Origin of the sequence: Sulfurospirillum diekertiae, assembly GCF_002162315.1 — a bacterium.
Classification (GTDB): domain Bacteria; phylum Campylobacterota; class Campylobacteria; order Campylobacterales; family Sulfurospirillaceae; genus Sulfurospirillum.
In genome coordinates this window covers 1,312,663-1,330,764 of the sequence record NZ_CP021416.1, presented here as the reverse complement: position 1 = coordinate 1,330,764, position 18,102 = coordinate 1,312,663, and the positions used below count along the sequence as shown (strand labels likewise).

20 protein-coding genes are annotated in these 18,102 nt (G+C 39.0%); 12 read left to right on the top strand and 8 right to left on the bottom strand.

The genetic code is table 11. The features are described from left to right. Positions 1 to 10 precede the first annotated feature (10 nt). A complete protein-coding gene (gene truD, locus Sdiek1_RS06820; RefSeq protein WP_087438498.1) occupies positions 11 to 1,096 on the bottom strand; it encodes a tRNA pseudouridine(13) synthase TruD in 1,086 nt (361 codons plus the stop codon). 96 nt (positions 1,097 to 1,192) lie between these two features. Continuing rightward, the gene (locus Sdiek1_RS06815) at positions 1,193 to 2,017 is read right to left on the bottom strand and encodes a thiamine-phosphate kinase (protein ID WP_087438497.1); all 825 of its coding nucleotides are present in this window, start codon (positions 2,015 to 2,017) and stop codon (positions 1,193 to 1,195) included. 154 nt (positions 2,018 to 2,171) lie between these two features. Between Sdiek1_RS06815 and Sdiek1_RS06810 the strand changes: the two genes are divergently transcribed. The 3 genes from Sdiek1_RS06810 to Sdiek1_RS06800 all read left to right on the top strand — a co-directional run bounded on the left by Sdiek1_RS06810 (position 2,172) and on the right by Sdiek1_RS06800 (position 4,231). Further along, positions 2,172 to 2,849, top strand: coding sequence for a DUF5644 domain-containing protein (locus Sdiek1_RS06810; RefSeq protein WP_087438496.1), 678 nt, complete (start codon positions 2,172 to 2,174; stop codon positions 2,847 to 2,849). A 10-nt stretch (positions 2,850 to 2,859) separates the two neighbouring features. Then, the gene (locus Sdiek1_RS06805) at positions 2,860 to 3,705 is read left to right on the top strand and encodes an HdrB C-terminal domain-containing protein (RefSeq protein WP_087438495.1); all 846 of its coding nucleotides are present in this window, start codon (positions 2,860 to 2,862) and stop codon (positions 3,703 to 3,705) included. 133 nt (positions 3,706 to 3,838) lie between these two features. Continuing rightward, a complete protein-coding gene (locus tag Sdiek1_RS06800) occupies positions 3,839 to 4,231 on the top strand; it encodes a class II SORL domain-containing protein (protein WP_087438494.1) in 393 nt (130 codons plus the stop codon). A gap of 75 nt (positions 4,232 to 4,306) precedes the next feature. Here the strand turns inward: Sdiek1_RS06800 and Sdiek1_RS06795 are convergent, their stop codons facing one another. The 6 genes from Sdiek1_RS06795 to Sdiek1_RS06775 form a co-directional block, all read right to left on the bottom strand. Then, positions 4,307 to 5,137: an SIR2 family protein gene (locus Sdiek1_RS06795; protein ID WP_087438493.1), complete on the bottom strand. Its 831-nt coding sequence runs from the start codon at positions 5,135 to 5,137 to the stop codon at positions 4,307 to 4,309. Beyond that, entirely contained in the window at positions 5,124 to 6,521 is a 1,398-nt protein-coding gene (locus Sdiek1_RS06790) for a sigma 54-interacting transcriptional regulator (RefSeq protein ID WP_087438492.1), read from the bottom strand. Before Sdiek1_RS06790 ends, Sdiek1_RS06795 begins: the two co-directional genes overlap by 14 nt. An 83-nt stretch (positions 6,522 to 6,604) precedes the next feature. Then, complete coding sequence (nifT, locus tag Sdiek1_RS06785) at positions 6,605 to 6,814, bottom strand: putative nitrogen fixation protein NifT (protein ID WP_087438491.1); 210 nt, start codon at positions 6,812 to 6,814, stop codon at positions 6,605 to 6,607. Between the two features lie 10 nt (positions 6,815 to 6,824). Next, positions 6,825 to 8,462 (bottom strand): L-aspartate oxidase, encoded by a 1,638-nt coding sequence (locus Sdiek1_RS06780; RefSeq protein WP_087438490.1) that lies wholly within the window; start codon positions 8,460 to 8,462, stop codon positions 6,825 to 6,827. Between the two features lies 1 nt (position 8,463). Continuing rightward, complete coding sequence (locus Sdiek1_RS15175; RefSeq protein ID WP_238099222.1) at positions 8,464 to 8,781, bottom strand: aldo-keto reductase family protein; 318 nt, start codon at positions 8,779 to 8,781, stop codon at positions 8,464 to 8,466. Beyond that, positions 8,774 to 9,592, bottom strand: coding sequence for an aldo/keto reductase (locus Sdiek1_RS06775; RefSeq protein ID WP_238099220.1), 819 nt, complete (start codon positions 9,590 to 9,592; stop codon positions 8,774 to 8,776). Before Sdiek1_RS06775 ends, Sdiek1_RS15175 begins: the two co-directional genes overlap by 8 nt. A gap of 349 nt (positions 9,593 to 9,941) precedes the next feature. Here Sdiek1_RS06775 and cstA point away from each other — a divergent pair, with 349 nt between their 5' ends. The 9 genes from cstA to Sdiek1_RS06730 all read left to right on the top strand — a co-directional run bounded on the left by cstA (position 9,942) and on the right by Sdiek1_RS06730 (position 18,075). After that, positions 9,942 to 12,065, top strand: a complete 2,124-nt coding sequence (gene cstA, locus Sdiek1_RS06770; protein ID WP_087438489.1) for a pyruvate/proton symporter CstA — start codon at positions 9,942 to 9,944, stop codon at positions 12,063 to 12,065. Between the two features lie 53 nt (positions 12,066 to 12,118). Then, on the top strand, positions 12,119 to 12,316 hold the full coding sequence (locus Sdiek1_RS06765; protein ID WP_087438488.1) for a YbdD/YjiX family protein: 198 nt from the start codon (positions 12,119 to 12,121) through the stop codon (positions 12,314 to 12,316). Beyond that, positions 12,297 to 13,343, top strand: a complete 1,047-nt coding sequence (locus tag Sdiek1_RS06760; protein WP_087438487.1) for a CobW family GTP-binding protein — start codon at positions 12,297 to 12,299, stop codon at positions 13,341 to 13,343. Before Sdiek1_RS06765 ends, Sdiek1_RS06760 begins: the two co-directional genes overlap by 20 nt. 78 nt (positions 13,344 to 13,421) lie before the next feature. Continuing rightward, a complete protein-coding gene (locus Sdiek1_RS06755; RefSeq protein ID WP_087438486.1) occupies positions 13,422 to 14,549 on the top strand; it encodes an aminotransferase class I/II-fold pyridoxal phosphate-dependent enzyme in 1,128 nt (375 codons plus the stop codon). Then, positions 14,546 to 14,959, top strand: a complete 414-nt coding sequence (locus Sdiek1_RS06750) for a YiiD C-terminal domain-containing protein (RefSeq protein ID WP_087438485.1) — start codon at positions 14,546 to 14,548, stop codon at positions 14,957 to 14,959. The genes Sdiek1_RS06755 and Sdiek1_RS06750 overlap by 4 nt, the downstream gene beginning before the upstream one ends. A 19-nt stretch (positions 14,960 to 14,978) precedes the next feature. Further along, entirely contained in the window at positions 14,979 to 15,452 is a 474-nt protein-coding gene (locus Sdiek1_RS06745; protein WP_087438484.1) for an FKBP-type peptidyl-prolyl cis-trans isomerase, read from the top strand. A gap of 384 nt (positions 15,453 to 15,836) precedes the next feature. After that, the gene (locus Sdiek1_RS06740) at positions 15,837 to 16,268 is read left to right on the top strand and encodes a MarR family winged helix-turn-helix transcriptional regulator (protein ID WP_087438483.1); all 432 of its coding nucleotides are present in this window, start codon (positions 15,837 to 15,839) and stop codon (positions 16,266 to 16,268) included. 10 nt (positions 16,269 to 16,278) lie between these two features. Continuing rightward, positions 16,279 to 16,854 (top strand): isochorismatase family protein, encoded by a 576-nt coding sequence (locus tag Sdiek1_RS06735; protein ID WP_087438482.1) that lies wholly within the window; start codon positions 16,279 to 16,281, stop codon positions 16,852 to 16,854. A gap of 9 nt (positions 16,855 to 16,863) precedes the next feature. Beyond that, positions 16,864 to 18,075, top strand: a complete 1,212-nt coding sequence (locus tag Sdiek1_RS06730; RefSeq protein ID WP_087438481.1) for an MFS transporter — start codon at positions 16,864 to 16,866, stop codon at positions 18,073 to 18,075. Positions 18,076 to 18,102: the final 27 nt, after the last annotated feature.

The following is an 18,102-nucleotide window of genomic DNA, read 5'->3' as shown; positions in this document are numbered from 1 at the left end:
GAAGATCAGATTATAGCGAAACTTTTATTAGCTCTTCTATAATAACAGTGGCATACGAGCCTTTAGGCAATGAAAAGTGCATTTCAAACCATGCCTCTTCCTCTTTGTAAACACCTTCAACTTCTTCCGCAAAGCTCCATGCAAAACGTCTGCTTCCATTAAGTTTGTCTAAAAAAGGTTCGCACTCTTCAAAGATTTGTTTTTCAATCACACCTGCTTCATACTCCGCTCGGATATTTTTACCGCCGAGTAACCAACCTGCAATCGTAATGCCATGTTCTAAAAAGCGTGGTAATTCCTCTGCAACATCCTCGCAAATAAAGGCTTTTCCTGCGGGATAGTGATGCAGAACATCGCCATGAAGGAGTTTAAAGAATTGAGGTTGCTTTTTCAGAGTTTCGACCATCTCTTTGGGTAAATTGGTTGCTCTTGTTGCATCCGTTACATTAAACTCTTCGATCAAACGACTGATTTCGATGCGCTTACTAAGCCAGTTATTAAACAGATAACTCTGATACGCATTGATGTAAAACTCTTTCATTTTTGGATTACGTTCTTTGCGTTTGCCCTCTAAAATCGCTTTGCCTTTAACATAGTTATCGCCATCGATGCCAAAGCGTTGATACCCAAAGAAGTTAGGGAAACCCTCTTTGCTAATCTTTTTAAGTCCATCTTGAAGCTTTTTGGCATCAATGGGGTTGACTTTTTTCAGGCGCACAAAAAAGCGATTGCCTTTGAGATGTCCTGTGCGAATTTTATTGTTATGGTATGTCGTGTCGAGTATTTTGATCTTTTCATGGGTAAAGTTAGCAAGCTTTGGCTCGAAATTTTTATGCAGTGAGATGTACTGCGTAGTCATGCCATCTTTATCTTTCAGACCCGCATAGCCAAAATCACGCACTTTGCATCCTGTCACTTCGCTAAGATACTGCAACATATCCCACGTTGTCATGTCTTTTTTCCGTACATGTAAAACCAGATGCTCACCCTCACCGCTAAAAGGATAAAGAGGAATTTCACTGACAACGAAGTCACTGCTATTTTTGGTAAACATCGCATTAATCGGCGAATGGGTGAGAAAAAATTGTCGAGTCATAAAATATCCTTAAAATGTTTCTGCCTCAAAGAGGCTAGCTTTAGTACCCTAGTGGTCAACGTAGATTTCAAGCTTGGCTTGCAAAGCGTGTAAAAATCAAAAATGGTGTTCTTTACAATGGCAAACATACTGTTTGCGCACTGTTTTGCCTACAATCGTAATCGGTGTGCGTGTCTGTTTGGCAATGCGTTCTATGCTCTTTTTTTTACGCGCATCAAAACTAAAAAGCATCTCGTACTCTTCCCCACTACACAGAATTCGCTTGGACATTTTTCGCTTTACATGTAAACCTAAATTTCCACTCGCTTTAAGAAGGCGAGAGAGGTCTTTAGAAAGTCCATCGGAGATGTCCATACCTGCATGAAGATGCTTGGCGGCTTTGTAGAGAAAATCTGCTTTTAGCTGAGGCTTCATGAAGCGTGAATCTTTGCCTACATGACCTCCACGCAACAGTCGTGTAAGTTCGTGATAAGAGCGCCCCAATGTTCCCGTAAAGGCAACCAAGTCTCCAACCTTTGCACCACTGCGGTAAAGCACTTTGGAAGGGCGTTTGGCAATGATGGTGATGGAGATCATCAGCTTATCCCCTGCTGTCGTATCGCCACCAATAATCTCAGCTCCATAAGCTCGTGCTACATTTTGAAACCCTGTACTTAATTCGCGTAGTTGTTCGTATGTAAAATGCTTTGGCATCACTATACCAATAAGGATCCACTTAGGTTTTGCATTCATAGCGATTGCATCGGAAAGATTGACAAGCATACTTTTTTGTGCGATCTGCGTTAAACTCATCCACGAGCGTTTAAAGTGAATATCTTCGCAAAACAGATCTTTTGAATAGACGAAATCCCCAACAACGGCACCATCATCGCCAATGTGTTGACTGGAAAATTCTGAAATAAAAAACGCCTCTTTTGACATAGAGCCTCTTTGATTAAACTCTCCTATTGTAAGATGTTGTGCATTAAGAAGCCATTAGTCTCCTGAATCACACGAAAATCACTTAAAATATTAGAGTTATACTTAAGTAAAGATGCGATAAAATAGATTATATACCTAAAAGGAGTCCTCAATTATGGAGTGTAAGCTTGAGTTGAGCGTCTTTCGCTTTGACGCTAAAACGGATTTTTTGCCTTACTATAAAAAGCATTTTATTACTATTGATCGAAGTCTGAGTGTGAACGATCTTTTAGCGCAAATCAAAGAAGAAGATGGTAGCTTTGACTACCCAAAAAGCGACTTGGCTGCCCTTAAAATTAATGGAAAAGCACTTTTTAGTAATGTCTCCATCGATGGCATTATCAACTCTTTTGGAAAATCACTGACATTAGAGCCTCTCAATACAAAACATGTTACCAAAGATATGATCATCAATACAGACAATTTTGACAAAAAATTTAAATTGCTTGAAGCTTTCGTTGATACAAAAGATAAAGCACTGTATGAGCAGTATATCATCTATTATTACGCTTCAAGTGTCCTTGACTTTGTGGAAGATTTTCAAGGCGATGCCCTTTTTGCGTTTGCCTATGATATGATCCAAAAACATCCTGATCGAAAACGTGAAATCTTAGAAATTGTTGCCAATGAACATACTGGTGTTTTTTTACATGTAAGATTGTGCAAGAAAATTTATCCTTGTGGCGCAGATGTTGAGAAAAAAATTACAGAGCTTAAAAATGAAGTGATCAAACACCGACCTTATGCTAATGCTCTCGTTGAAAAATTTTCTCATCACATCGATCTTATGTAAGGAAACCATTATGAAAAGTTATCTTCTTTTTGATGCTATTATTCACCGTGAAAAAACTGCACCCTTGATCACATCAGCGAAAAAACTCATCGAATTTTTAGAGATAGATGCCATCTCCTTCAAAGGGGCAAAAAATGATCTTGGAAGCGAATATATGGGACTTGATCGTCTCAAGTTTTTAGAGCATTATGCGTACAATCTTACATTGGCAGCTGAGCAAAAACGTGATATTCTCTGTTTTGAACAAAGCTCTCTTGTGTGCCATGCCCATACCAAAGAGATTTTACTCAATGATCCTAATCTTAAATTTGAAATTGCATTGCGATTGGAAAAACACAATCTTTCTCTCAACCTCAATGCCAATGTCATTTCACTAGAAGAACTTCTTATAGAAGAGATTGGCACTGAAAAACTAACAAGTTTGCTCAAAAAACCATTTAGCAACTTTCAAACAGCTCTTTTTTTAGGCTCAAATTCTTGCCGTGCAAAAAAATACCGCAAAGAAGAGCTTTTCACCCAACTCTTTAATCTCATCAAACTTAACCAAATTAAACATGCAAGTACGTTTGAAAGCGATGGTTTTGAAGTCTATGATGCTTCGCCTCTTTTGGCCAAAAAACTTGCTTCGAAAGTAATGCTTGATCTGTTTGACAATGCTGCTGATTTTGTACTCGTGAGTGATGCCCGCAGCTTTATCATGTTTGATTTCTATCAAAAAGAGCTTGAAAAAATTGCTGGTCGAGAGATCGGCTTGAGTGTTTTAAGCCTCCCAGAACTCCTTCTTCTCGCTTTTGGCGAAACACATAAAAAGAGTATTGGACTCGACCAACACAAAGTTGCCATTACACTTATCTAAAACTTTTTCATGGGGCAGAAACTTTCTGCTCCTTAAACAAATCTAAATAAGACTTATTTTATCCCTTTTTTAAGAGACATTTGCATGAAAATGTAATATCATTTCATTACAAAATATTAAAAAGGAGTTATAAATGCCAAAAATCAATCGTTATGTTGATATTGACACTGTTGAGAGAGAAGCACGTAAAGATTATATCGATAGACACTCTCCATTCATCACAGCTGCTGCAACAGCTAAACAAAATTCACCGTTTAAAGTGACTGTAAAAGTTGGAAATGCTTATACTCACCCAGATGATTTTGATCATTACATTGCCAATGTACAACTTTTCAATGGAGATGTACTTTTAGCACGTGCTGATTTTATTGCTGGAACCCTTGGTGGACAAGATAAAAAGGGACAAGCAGAAGTGACTTTTACCATCGTTCCAACAGGTAAAAAACTGAACCTCGTTGCACAAAGCTACTGTACAAAACATGGTGTTTGGGAAAGTGATCCTGTCGAAGTAACTGTCGAAGAATAATCTTTTTAAAACAATAGTGTAGTTTTCCAAGTTTTGCTTGGAGAACTACAAAGAATTCATAAAAATCCTCAAAACCTACATATCACTCTTTAAAAAAGATGCTAGCGAAGTGTTAAGCTTTTCAATTTTATGGGATGTTAAAAACTTCTCTTCTTTTTTACTCATCTCTTCTTTATCATTGACTAAATAGCCACCACTCAATCCTAATGTAACTTCATTTGCCACCATTCTATAGGTATCACGGTCAAAATCAATTCCTAAGAAAAGATAACTTTTGTCGTTTTTAAACGTTTTTAAAAAAGGAGGAAGAGCATAGCCACCCATGGCTTCGGTAAGCCAATCCACAAAGTCTGCATCACTAATAATAAAGCTTTTTTCAGGTACGGTGCAACCCAAAGGCTTAAAGAGAATGGGTAACATTTGGCTTAGTAACTCTTTATCTACACGTTTATACTCTTGACTTGAAGCCATGTACATGTAAACCAAAAAGCGATCATACCCTGCCATAATACGGCTCACTCCAGTCACTAAAAAATGGTCTCTATCCGCATAAAGCTTCAAAAGTGAATCATCTAAATTAAGATCAATCACATAACGAGGCATTAATGTTTTAAGCCACGTATAGACTGCGGGAAGGGGATAAGGTTTAAACGTAAAAATATGATTGGTCATCTGCTCAATAAAAGGTCGCCCTTTGCGTTGTTCCAAACTCATCGCTGCACGAGAATACTCATACATCAAACGTTGAGACATTGCGCGACCACCATTTAAACGCAAGATCATTGAATCACTATCAAATGGTATTTGCTCACCATCTTCTGTTTTAGTCTCTTTAAAGACACCCATTCCAATAAATGGAATCAAACGACCCTCTTTGATTTGTGCTTCTAATTCACTCTTCTTCACTCATGATCCTTCGTTGACACATCAATTTTTGATTAAAGGCGGGAAGTAGTAGTAACATCTCATCAGCAGTTATGCCATCTTCACTCCCCATAAGCACTATTCGCTCAACGGTATTTTCAAGTTCCCGCACATTACCAGGCCATGTATATTGGCAGAGTATGTCCATTGCTTCATCGGTAATAACAACACGTTTTTTGTGGTTGCTCATCGATTTTTGCAAAAAGAAATTGACTAGAAGTGGAATATCATCACCACGCTCACAAAGGGCAGGTAAATCAATAGGAATGACGTTCAGACGATAATATAAATCTTCTCTAAAGGTACCATTTTTAACCATCTCTTCAAGATTTCGATTGGTTGCAGCAACCAGTCTCACATTGACTTTAATCGTTTTACTGCCACCTACCCTCTCAAACTCACGTTCTTGCAAAACACGTAAAAGCTTCACTTGAGCCGAAGAAGAAATATCACCAATTTCATCTAGAAAGAGTGTTCCACCATCGGCCAATTCAAAACGCCCTTTACGTGCATCTTTCGCATCGGTAAAAGCTCCTTTTTCATGTCCAAAAAGCTCACTTTCAATAAGAGTATCAGTAATAGCAGCACAATTAAGTTTGACGAAAGGCTCATCGCGACGTTTAGAACGTTTGTGAATAGCAGCGGCAACAAGCTCTTTTCCTGTTCCTGTCTCACCACGCACTAAAACAGTCACATTGCTCTCAGCAATACGTTCAACAACGTTGTATACCATCTTCATTTTTGGGCTCTCACCAATAATATCCCCAAAATTGTGTACCTTAGAGTCCCATTCCATCTTGTAATAAAGTTTGAGCTCTTTTAAACGCTCTTTTTCTTTAAGATTGATGTCATGTGACCTGATAGACTGAGCAAAAATTGAACTTAAAATCGTTAAAACACGAATGGTACTTTCAAAATTAATGGCGGTTGTTTTGGTTATATTTGCACCCAATACTCCAATCACTTCTTGGTCAACTAACATGGGAACAGCGATATATGAAATGGCATTTTGATCACGATTACCTGATTTATTGAGAAACATCATATCGTTATGTAAATTTTCTATGACGACAGGTTCTTTACTCTCGGCAGCATATCCTGTCACACCTTCGCCCAATTTATAGGTTGCTAATTCTTTTTGATGTTTACTAAAATCAATACCAGCATAAACCGTTAAAAGACTGTCTTCACCCAGCGTATGAATCACACATTTTTCTAAATGTAATCTATTTTTTAAAATAAGTAATGCTTTTTCGAGTGAAGCAACTAAATCTAATGAGTTAGAAACGACCGTTGCTGTCTCATAGAGTGTCATGAGTTCTCTGGTAGTGAGGCAATCTCCACACTTAGCATCAAATTGAACCATTTTGCACTCCTTCATCTGTTTAAAATATTATAGTTAAAGATGAGTCATTTGTACTCACCTTTTATGTTTATATTTTAATCAAATCAATCCGATAATTTCTTGCAGACTTCCTCTTTTGGAAGACTCTTACGACCTGGCTGAATCCACCATGTCTCACCGTTACTTAGCACGACTTCGCCACCCCAATTTTCTTCTGAACTAAACTCAATTTTTGTAATTGTTTCTTCCATATCTTTTTTTGCGATATAAAAGCAGATTTCCCCATTTTCTTCTCTTAGCATTACTTTTGCCATTCATTTTTCCTTATGTTAAGATTTTTTTCAACCATTTGGTCAATCCGCTTTCTTCATAATGCACTTTAAAGAACCCTTTTTGAAGTTCTTTAATCAGAACATGATCTTTTCCCTCTTTACATGTAAAGGCAAAATCTTCTCTAAAATGTGCCCCCCTACTCTCTCGTCGTTGCATGGCTGAGAGGATGATAGCTTCAGAGAGTTCAAGCGCATTTCTAAGCTCTAAAATGGAGATGAGCTCGACGTTATTGTGCTTGCCTTTATCAATACAATGCAGAGTATTTGATTCAAGACGTAAGTATTTCATATAATCAAACGCCTCTTGCAAAGAGCTTTCATTACGGAAAATTCCTGCTTTATCAAACATAATTTTCCCCACAGAGATACGCATTGCATTGAAGTTTTTGGAACAATCCCCATCAAAAATGCGTTGTACCAAATCCATATTTTTAATCACTACGTTGTAATCAATGGGTAAGAACTCTTTATTAAACGCATACTCCCTCGCTTTTTTACCTGCGAGTTCCCCAAAAACAGCACCTTCTAAGAGTGAATTACCACCCAAACGATTGGCACCATGAACACCAAGTGCAGCACATTCACCACAAATAAAAAGCCCTTTGACTTCACTTGAAGTCAACGAAGAAGCAATTCCTCCCATACTGTAGTGTGCAACAGGTTTAATTTCTAAAAGCTCACAAGACAAATCGACGCCAACTTGGGTATAGGCACTTTTGTATAAGGAAGGAACGCGTGTTTCCAAAATATCTTTGGAGATATGACGCATATCAAGATAGACTTTTTGACCGGATCGAATCTGTTCAAAAATAGCGCGTGCAAGTACATCACGTGTTCCTAGTTCATTGACGAAGCGTTCACCTTCACTGTTAACTAAATACCCACCTTCCCCGCGTGCTGCCTCAGACACCAAATAACTGGTCTTTGCAAAACCTGTCGGATGAAACTGCACAAACTCCATATCTTTTAAACTCATCCCCGCACGAAGCGCTATACTTAAAAGATCTCCTGTACAATCTTGTGCATTGGTGCTAAATCCCCTGTAAATTCCAGCATAGCCACCACCCGCAAACACCACCGCTTTGGCAGGATAAACCGTTACGGTAGAGTCGAGTTTTTTAAGTGCAACTACACCACTGATATACTCTTCTATTTTGGTAATATCCATCACAAAGTGATTGACTAAGAAATCAACACCCACCAGTTTTGCTTTTTTAATGAGTGCTTGAGTAATGGCTGAACCTGTGCTATCACCGACAAAGCAGGTACGTTTAGAACTTCCACCACCAAAACTGCGTTGTAAAATTTTCCCATTTTCATCACGGTCAAACGCTACACCATACGCTTCTAATTTTTTGATAATTAACGGTGCTTGATGGCAAAGGTAACTGATCGCTTTTTTGTTTCCAAGCTCTTTGGAACTTTTCATCGTGTCATCGATGTGTTTTTGAATCTCGACCTCATTTTTTTCATCTAAAACAGCATTAATACCGCCACTGGCAACGGCACTATTAGATTTAAAAATATTGCTTTTAGTAATGATAGCGACACTGTTCGTTTCACTTTTTGCTTCGATTGCCGCCATGAGACCTGCGATCCCTGAGCCAATTACGACTACATCATATGTCATGTTATCGCTCCACTTTATAAAGAAGATTGTATTTCGTAGTGTTAGTAGCATTCGTCGTGGCAATTTCTAGATTGCTACTGACATGTTCACTTTTAGAAGAACTAAACAGTGACGTTACAATGCCTCTTGTTGAGCGTACAAATTGAAGCGCCAATTGAATATCACTTTGTAACTCCATATGAGAATCTAATAAATAACCAATTTCAGGCTTAAAAGGCTTTTGAAAAAGATGCATCTGCAACAGAGAAGAACTACTCATCACGCCAAGCCCTAGTTTATGGGCTACTTGCAGTGGCGTATAATACTTGCCATCAGACATTTTTTTGATTAGGGACACTGTATGCGTTCGTTTTCGCAATATTAAAAGGAAGTTGAATGTATTTGAAATGATGGCTAGCACCACCAACTTTACGTGCAATATCATAGACTTCTTCAAGATTAATATACTCGCTGTTGCCCTCTTCATACGTAAAAGCATTCCATACGGCAATGCCATACGCTTTGATCTTACCTTCTCTCACACGCGCTTCAAAACTTTCAAAAATCTCTTCAAGTTGCTTCAAAAAATGGTTATAACCAATTTTAGTCAATTGTGTCTCTGGATTGTGCAAAAAATAGATGTCCAAACACTTTACATGTAAATTAACAAGAGAGCGTTCTAGCGAATCATTTAAAAAAGCAGGAGTCATACAGTGCTGATCTAATTCAATATCAGAAGAAGTCGCTAAACCTTTTTGGAGAATATGTTCACTAATCCACTCATAAGGATTTTCAGGAAAAGGGAAATCAAGCGGTACAAATCCACCTTTCGAACAGATGATAAGCTCTTCACGCTTCACGTCACCACGCTCAAAAAGTTCTTCCAAAACTTCACCAATCTCGCGTTCACTTTGTTGATAACGGTAGTTGATGGCAGTGTCGATGACATTCACACCATAGTGTATGGCTGTTTTGAGAGCATCTTTATAGTCAAATATATAATTTTCCTCTTTATAAGGCTCTTTTTTAAAGGTTCCAAAGCCAAGTTTAGAAAATATAAGTCCATCATGCCTTGTATAAAAGTCTTTGTAATGCGCAAAACGTTTGGCAAAACCATAAGTCGCTTCAGGAGTTGCATGAGAAAAACGCATTGTGTACCTCACATAAATTGAATTTACTTTATAATAGACCCTCGTTGTTATTATACAAGAAGCGTTCCGTGCAAGTTCTTTTAACCTTAAATCAACCCTATAAAAAACAATTTTTAGGTTATTGTAAATTTGCTGAAACTCCCTAGTTTGAGAGAAAAACACTTTTTGAAACACTGTTCTTGCAAATACGTTATCTTTTATTAAAGATACGTACAATTAAAGCTAAACTAAAAAAATATATGCTAACTTTTTGGCGTTGTTAAGGTATTTCGTTTATTAGAGACACTTTAACAATGTTCAGGTTTACCTTGAGCGCGTTACGATTGCAAATTTTATATGGAGGTAAGATATGTCGACAAACAGTACAAGCACTTCAACGAAGATCGCTTGGTTATTTGTAGCCATTTTAGGCGCTTTTGCGTTTGGCTATATTGCGTTAAATCGAGGTGAATCGATTAATGCTATGTGGGTATTGACCGCATCGGTGTGTGTCTATTTAATTGGATACCGCTTCTACAGCCTTTACATCGCGGACAAGGTTTTAAAAGTTGATGCGACACGTATGACGCCAGCATTTCGCCATAATGATGGACTTGATTATGTCCCAACCAACAAAGTCATTCTCTTTGGTCACCACTTTGCAGCCATCGCAGGTGCTGGTCCACTTGTTGGACCCGTTTTAGCGGCACAAATGGGTTACCTACCAAGTATGCTTTGGATCTTAATTGGTGTTGTTATAGCGGGTGCTGTACAAGACTATATGGTTCTCTTTGTTTCCACAAGACGCGATGGTAGATCACTCGGTGAGCTTGTCAAAGAAGAGATGGGAACAATCCCTGGTGTTATTGCTTTGATCGCTTGTTTCATGATCATGATCATTATCTTAGCTGTCCTTGCAATGGTTGTTGTTAAAGCTCTTACACACAGTCCTTGGGGAACCTTTACCGTTGCATTTACAATCCCACTTGCTTTCATTATGGGTATTTACCTCCGCTTTATTCGTCCAGGTAAAATTCTTGAAGCTTCAGTGTTTGGTATTGCAGGTCTTATCTTTGGAATTATCCTTGGAGGACAAGTTGCAGTTAGCCCAACATGGTCGCCTTTCTTTGATCTTAGCGGTGTTACTTTAACATGGGCGTTGGTTATTTATGGTTTCGTAGCTTCCGTACTTCCTGTATGGCTACTCCTAGCCCCTCGCGATTACCTTTCTACTTTCTTAAAAATTGGTGCTATTGTTGGCTTAGCCATTGGTATTGTCATCATGATGCCTATGATGCAAATGCCTTCTGTTACCAAATACGCTTTTGATAGTCATGGTCCAGTATGGGCAGGAACACTCTTCCCATTCTTGTTTATTACGATTGCTTGTGGTGCCGTTTCTGGTTTCCATGCTCTTATTTCATCAGGTACAACACCCAAAATGCTTGCAAATGAAACTCAAGCACGTATGATTGGGTACGGTGGTATGCTTATGGAATCCTTCGTTGCAATGATGGCGTTGATTTCAGCATCAATCATTGATCCAGGTGTTTACTTTGCAATGAACTCTCCTATGGGTGCTCTTAATCCAACTGGATTGGCAGATATTGCAGCTGCAGCTTCTTCAACTGTGAGTACGTGGGGATTTGTTATCACTCCTGATATTCTAACTCAAATTGCTGCCGACGTGGGTGAGAAAAGTATTATCTCTCGTGCAGGTGGTGCACCGACACTCGCTGTTGGTATGGCGCATATCATTCATGGTGCTCTTGGTGGACTTGGCTCTATGTCTTTCTGGTATCACTTTGCCATTTTGTTTGAAGCACTCTTCATCTTAACAGCAGTTGATGCAGGAACACGTTCAGCACGCTTTATGTTACAAGACTTACTCGGACTCATCAATCCAAACCTTAAACGTACGAACTCATGGTTTGCAAACCTACTTGCAACGGCCTTGGTTGTTGCTTCATGGGGTTACTTCCTCTATGTTGGTGTTGTTGATCCATTGGGCGGTATTAACACCTTATGGCCACTCTTTGGTATTACCAACCAAATGCTAGCCGCAATTGCCTTGATGCTGTGTACTGTGGTACTTTTCAAAATGAAACAACAAGCCTTTGCTTGGGTTTCCATTGTGCCAACGATTTGGTTGGTGATTTGTACGATGAGTGCTGGTTGGTTGAAAGCATTTAGTTCTGATCCCGCCATCAGCTTCTTTGCAAAAGCAAACCAACTACAAGCACTCCTTGCAAGTGGTAATTTTAAACCCAATGCTGTCTTTAAATCTCAAGAGGCTGTTGAACGCGTTATCTTCAACAATCAATTGGATGGTATTTTGATCATTGGATTTATGGTTGTTGTCGTCGTCATGATTGGCTTTACACTCCAAGCGTGCTTTAAAGCACTTGCATCTGATAAACCAACAGCTGTTGAAGTTCCTTATGCTCCAATGCCTGCCAACGCAGAAGCAATTGTGAGTGGTACTGCACACTAAATTATAAACATGAAGAGGTGGTAACACCTCTTCATAATCTTTAAAGGAAAACGATGTTTGAAAACCTTGCAAAAGCTGGAAAATATTTGGGTCAAGCCGCACGTTTAATGGTGGGAGTGCCTGATTATGACACGTATGTACAACATATCCGTCTAACGCATCCTGAACAAACACCTATGAGTTACGAAGAGTTTTACAGAGAAAGAGTTGAAGCACGTTATGGAGGCAAAAATGGCGGACGCTGTTGTTGATGAGAATTTAAGTTATACCGCACCCCTTCCTGTGACAATCCTTACGGGGTTTTTAGGAGCAGGCAAGACCACACTAATCAATTATCTTTTAGAACACAATCACGGTGAGCGTATCGCCATTATCGAAAATGAGTTTGGCGCTGTTAATGTTGATGGTGCACTGTTGAAAAAAGATTCTGATGTTGAAATCGTTGAACTCAGCAACGGCTGTGTCTGCTGTAGCATTAGAGGCGAGTTAACCCAAGCACTTCACGAATTGCTTGCAAAAATAGACTCTGGTGCTTTTAAGGCCGATCGCCTGCTTTTAGAAACAACAGGACTGGCTGATCCAGCACCCATCGTTCAAGCTTTTTTTGTTGATGAGATTATTCGTGAGCGCATCATGTTAGATGCGGTTATTACCCTAGTCGATAGCATTCATATCATCAAACAGCTTGATGAACATAGAGTTGCCGCTTCTCAAATTGGTTTTGCTGATAGAATTATTCTTACCAAAGCGGACAGTGTTGATGAAACACACAAAGAGCGTGTACTCTCACGTATCAATGCTATCAACTCCAAAGCCGAAATTTTTGAAGCCTTTAACGGTGCTTTACCCAAAGAGATTTGGATCGGTATTGGGGCGTTTGATCTCAGTGATTCTTTACATGTAAACCAAGGTTTTTACCAAGCTAAAGATGTCCAAAACATCCAATTCAAGAGTTTTAGTGCTCAAAAACAGACACAATCTTGGAATGATGATATCACTTCCTATGTCTTTGAGGCGGGAGAACTTGACATCAAAAAAATCGGTGCCTTTATGGAAAATCTTGTTGAAGCGTATGGCAACGATATGCTACGTTACAAAGGTGTCCTAGCGGTTTCTAGCGATGAGCGACGGTTAATTGTTCAAGGGGTACACAAAGTCGTTGGCTTTGATTTTGGAACACCTTTTGTGGGTGAGCGCAAATCTTTACTTGTCGTCATTGGTCGTTATCTGCCTTACGAAAAGCTCAAAACCGAATTTCTCCAAACCATAGCTTCGTAAACTTTTTCAGGGAAGCCTTCACTTCCCTCTGCTTTCAAATGAGCTATAATATCCGTTTTAAAATCCAAAGGTAATAATATGCGTTGCAAAGAAATGAGTTCTTTTATTGTCATGGACATTGTCAAAGAAGCTGAAAAATTTGAAGATAGTATCCATTTTGAGATCGGTCAGCCCGATCTTCCCCCCTCCCCTAAGGTTAAAAAAGCGTTACATGTAAGCATTGATGAAAACTGCTTTTCGTATACACAAAGTCATGGACTTATTGCACTTCGTGAAAAAATAGCCAAACATTATGCTACAACCTATGGCGTTAAGATTGACATCGATCAAATCTTTTTAACGCCCGGAACCAGCGGTGCATTTTTGATCGCTTATGCGCTCACACTCAAAGGTGGCGCGACTTTGGGACTGAGCGATCCTTCTTACCCTTGTTACAAAAATTTTGCGCATCTTCTTGACATCAAACCTCTGTTTATGCCTATCGGTAAAGAGGATGATTTTGAATTACATGTAAAGGATTTGACACCGCATCATCTTGATGCACTTCAAATCTCTTCACCTGCCAATCCTACAGGAAATATTTATAAAAAAGAGAATCTTAAAGCACTCGTTGAATACTGTGAAACCCATAATATTGCCTTTATCTCCGATGAGTTGTATCATGGTTTGACCTATGAAGAAAATGCCCATAGTGCGCTTGAGTTTAGCAAAAATGTCTTGGTCATCAATGGCTTTTCCAAGTATTACTGCATGCCTGGACAGCGTTTGGGTTGGGTGATTGTGCCTAAAGAAAAAGTTCGCCATGCCGAAATCGTTGCGCAAAATCTTTTCATCTCCGCCCCAACACTGAGCCAATATGGAGCGCTTGAAGCCTTTGACGAAACCTACTTGGCAACCATCAAAGCCGAATTCAAAGCCCGCCGTGATTTTTTATACACCGAACTCTCCACACTTTTTGAGATCGACGCAAAACCTGAAGGTGCATTTTACATTTGGGCAAACATCTCAAAATACTCCGATGACAGCTTTGCTTTTGCGAAAGAACTTTTAGAAAATATTCATGTAGCAACGACACCAGGCATTGACTTTGGAAGCAATGACACAAGCCGTTACCTCCGCTTTGCCTACACACGCAATATAAAACATATGCGAGAAGGCATTGAGCGACTCAGGGATTATTTGTCCAAAAGAGAGACCCTACGATGAATGTGTTAGAAATACCATTTGTTCAAAAAGTAGGTTTAACACATAATGAAAAAGGCAAGTTAATATTACCTATGGATAAAAGTAATGAAAACCACATCAAAACCATTCATGCAAGCGCACAATTTACACTTGCTGAAACCCTTAGTGGTGAAGCATTACAGAAGACATTTCCTCATCTTGTAGGTCATGTAGTGCCTATTTTAAGAGAATCAGAGATAAAATTCAAGAAACCAGCGACGAGTGAGATTTATGGTTTGGCACACATTGATCATGTCACGAAAGAAAAATTTGAAGAGCAATTGGCAAAAAAAGGTCGCGCATCTATCAGCGTTGACGTGGAGATAAAAGATACCAATGAGATTTTAACCTGCTCAGGACGATTTGAGTGGTTTATCCAAAAAATAAATTAATACCAAAAAAGGAAAACGAATGACCATCTCTAAAAATTCGGTGGTAACACTCGAATATACCATTACCGATACCGCTAAAAATCTACTTGATTCAGGTGCAGATCCACTTATCTATCTTCACGGTGGATACAATGATATTTTTGCTAAAATTGAAAAAGAATTGGATGGCAAAAAAGTAGGCGATAGCATCACGGTACAACTCACTCCTAAAGAGTCTTTTGGCGAATACGATGACTCCTTAGTCACCATTGAAGAACGTGGTGAATTTGATGACCAAATCTTTGTGGGAGAGCAATTTGTTGAAATCATTGAAGATGAAGACGATGCCGTGGAAGATCAAAAAATCTCTTACACCATCAAAGAGATCACCAAAGACAATGTCACCTTAGATGGCAACCATCCTCTTGCAGGCATTGATGTTATCTTTACAGCAAAAGTATTAGACGTGCGTAAAGCCACTGCAAAAGAGATCAAAGAAGAACACGCAAGATAAATAACACGTAAAAGACCGCTACAGATAAAACCTTCAATTAGCGGTCTTTTCCCCTCAAATTAAAAAGTGGCTGGTAAAAAGCAAAGATATTTGTACGATACGTATAGCTTCTCAAAATAGTGCACCCATAGGATGGGCCTTTTAGCAAGGTTTTTTCTAACCCACAAAAACGTAGCATTGGTGTTTGCATGCCTGTTTGATGTTTACATGTAAAGCCTTTTTATACCATAGCCCTTAGATATTTTGTGAAGTCTATTTGTATTATTTACATATAATATTACATAAAATTATACTTATTTTAATTCATTTTATTGACTATCAGCATAAATAACGTTATAATTTTGTTCGTTAAACTTACAAGTCTAACGAACAAAAGGACGCATTATGGATATTTTTGAGCTCTCTTCTTCTCTGCAAAGAACGATCACAACACTTCATAAAGAGTTACGCAAGCATATCTCCTTGGTCAGTATCTATTCCATGACAGAGTTAGAAACCATTGCACATTTATCAAAGAACCCTGCTTTGCTACCTTCACAACTTGCGACATTAACACGTGTCAAAACACAATCCATGTCACAAATACTGCATAAACTCGAAAATGATGCGTTGATTCAACGAAAACCCTGTTCTAAAGATAAACGTAAAATCTATATTTCTCTTACGGCGTATGGCACACAAATGTTAGAGAAGATGAAAAAAGATAAAAATGAATGGCTAAAAAATACAATTGAAGCTCTATTGAATAAGCAAGAAGTTTTACTCTTGGAACAAGCACTCCCTATTTTGCATAAACTCATAGATCAACAAGACTAAGGATATTACCATGATAACAGCTCTTGATAAGCATACTGCCCTTATTTTAATTGATTTACAAGAAGGTATCGTGCATGTTCCTCGAATTCACCCAAGAGAAGAACTTCTTGCCAAAGTAAAAGACCTCATCCATGCTTTTCGTATTGCATCACTCCCCATTGTCATCGTTAATGTTGATCCAACCAATGCACCATGGACAAAGTCACGCAAAGAAAATACGACTCAACATGCTTCACTAACACTGAGTGCTGATTTTACAAAAATTGTAGAAGAGATTCACACAAAGCCTGAAGATATTTTGATTACCAAACAGACATGGAATGCTTTTTACAATACACCTTTGCAAGATGCTCTACAAAAGCGAAATATCACAGGCATTGTTTTAGCGGGAATTGCCACAAGTATTGGAGTGGAAGGAACAGCGCGTGCAGCCAGTGAACTTGGCTACAACATTAGCTTTGCAATTGATGCGATGAGTGACTCAATTTTAGAGGCGCATCAGCACAGTATTAACACTATTTTCCCCCGTATTGGTGAGATAGGAGACACCGATCATATTATTACAGCATTACACAATAGAAAATAAGAGCAAAAAATGAACATCAACACATTCAGAGCTTTTCAAAGCCGCAATTATCGGCTTTTTTTTGCAGGACAATCCATCTCTCTTATGGGCACATGGATGCAACGTACTGCTGTTTACTGGGTTATCTACATGCAAACGAACTCTGCTTTTATACTGGGTCTTAGTGTGTTTGCAAGCCAATTTCCTTCGTTTCTATTTTCACTGCTTGGCGGTACGATCGCCGATAGGTATGATCGTTTTAAAGTGCTTCTTTTCACTCAGATTGCTTCAATGGTACAAGCCATTGTGATGACATTGGTGGTTGTCTTTACGGATTATTCGGTGGTGGAACTGATTTGTCTTAGTGTTTTACTTGGCATTGTCAATGCCTTTGATGTCCCTGCACGTCAGTCTTTAGTGCATTACATGGTTGAACGTAAAGAAGATGTTGGCAATGCCATAGCACTGAATTCCACCATGGTCAATCTCGCACGCCTCATCGGTCCTGCCGTTGCTGGGTTTATCCTCGAAACCTTTGGGGCAGGTATCTGTTTTATGCTCAATGCCTTGAGTTTTATCGCAGTTATTGTTTCACTGCTTGCAATGAAATTACCCACCTATATTCCCCAAGCACATACTCAAAAAATGCTTACTGATCTCAAAGATGGGCTGCATTATTTAAAATCAACGCCCTCTCTTGGTATCTTAATCTTACTGCTCTCATTGATGAGTCTGCTCGTACTTCCCTATACAACCTTGTTCCCTATTATTGCTAAGGAAACATTGGGAGGAGATGCGACAATTTATGGCTATTTGAACAGTTTTGTGGGGGTTGGAGCTTTGAGTGGTGCAATACTGTTGGCTTCTTTAAGAACCAATAGCAATCTCAGAAAATTACTGATCATTGCTAGCACGCTTTTTGGCTTAGGGATACTCTTTTTTGCACTCTCCCATACACTCATTTTTTCTTTTTTATTTTGCATCCTTGCAGGCTTTGGTATGATGTTACATGTCACGATCATCAATACCCTGCTACAGACCACCTCTTCAAGTGAGATGCGCGGACGTGTCATTAGCTACTTTGCGATGGCTTTCTTTGGTATGCAACCTCTTGGGGCGCTTTTAATAGGAACCATCTCACATTATATCGGAGCGGCGGAAACCCTCCTTTTAGAAGGATGTTCTGCCCTTCTTATCATCGCACTCTTTTTGCCCTACTTATGGAACGCTAAGAGACCATAACTAGGCTATAATGCTTCCATTAGATTT

Coding starts and splice junctions, on each gene's coding strand:
- truD (WP_087438498.1), bottom strand. CDS start 1,096: ATGACTCGACAATTTTTTCTCACCCATTCGCCGATTAATGCGATGTTT.
- Sdiek1_RS06815 (WP_087438497.1), bottom strand. CDS start 2,017: ATGTCAAAAGAGGCGTTTTTTATTTCAGAATTTTCCAGTCAACACATT.
- Sdiek1_RS06810 (WP_087438496.1), top strand. CDS start 2,172: ATGGAGTGTAAGCTTGAGTTGAGCGTCTTTCGCTTTGACGCTAAAACG.
- Sdiek1_RS06805 (WP_087438495.1), top strand. CDS start 2,860: ATGAAAAGTTATCTTCTTTTTGATGCTATTATTCACCGTGAAAAAACT.
- Sdiek1_RS06800 (WP_087438494.1), top strand. CDS start 3,839: ATGCCAAAAATCAATCGTTATGTTGATATTGACACTGTTGAGAGAGAA.
- Sdiek1_RS06790 (WP_087438492.1), bottom strand. CDS start 6,521: ATGGTTCAATTTGATGCTAAGTGTGGAGATTGCCTCACTACCAGAGAA.
- nifT (WP_087438491.1), bottom strand. CDS start 6,814: ATGGCAAAAGTAATGCTAAGAGAAGAAAATGGGGAAATCTGCTTTTAT.
- Sdiek1_RS06780 (WP_087438490.1), bottom strand. CDS start 8,462: ATGACATATGATGTAGTCGTAATTGGCTCAGGGATCGCAGGTCTCATG.
- Sdiek1_RS15175 (WP_238099222.1), bottom strand. CDS start 8,781: ATGTCTGATGGCAAGTATTATACGCCACTGCAAGTAGCCCATAAACTA.
- Sdiek1_RS06775 (WP_238099220.1), bottom strand. CDS start 9,592: ATGCGTTTTTCTCATGCAACTCCTGAAGCGACTTATGGTTTTGCCAAA.
- cstA (WP_087438489.1), top strand. CDS start 9,942: ATGTCGACAAACAGTACAAGCACTTCAACGAAGATCGCTTGGTTATTT.
- Sdiek1_RS06765 (WP_087438488.1), top strand. CDS start 12,119: ATGTTTGAAAACCTTGCAAAAGCTGGAAAATATTTGGGTCAAGCCGCA.
- Sdiek1_RS06760 (WP_087438487.1), top strand. CDS start 12,297: ATGGCGGACGCTGTTGTTGATGAGAATTTAAGTTATACCGCACCCCTT.
- Sdiek1_RS06755 (WP_087438486.1), top strand. CDS start 13,422: ATGCGTTGCAAAGAAATGAGTTCTTTTATTGTCATGGACATTGTCAAA.
- Sdiek1_RS06750 (WP_087438485.1), top strand. CDS start 14,546: ATGAATGTGTTAGAAATACCATTTGTTCAAAAAGTAGGTTTAACACAT.
- Sdiek1_RS06745 (WP_087438484.1), top strand. CDS start 14,979: ATGACCATCTCTAAAAATTCGGTGGTAACACTCGAATATACCATTACC.
- Sdiek1_RS06740 (WP_087438483.1), top strand. CDS start 15,837: ATGGATATTTTTGAGCTCTCTTCTTCTCTGCAAAGAACGATCACAACA.
- Sdiek1_RS06735 (WP_087438482.1), top strand. CDS start 16,279: ATGATAACAGCTCTTGATAAGCATACTGCCCTTATTTTAATTGATTTA.
- Sdiek1_RS06730 (WP_087438481.1), top strand. CDS start 16,864: ATGAACATCAACACATTCAGAGCTTTTCAAAGCCGCAATTATCGGCTT.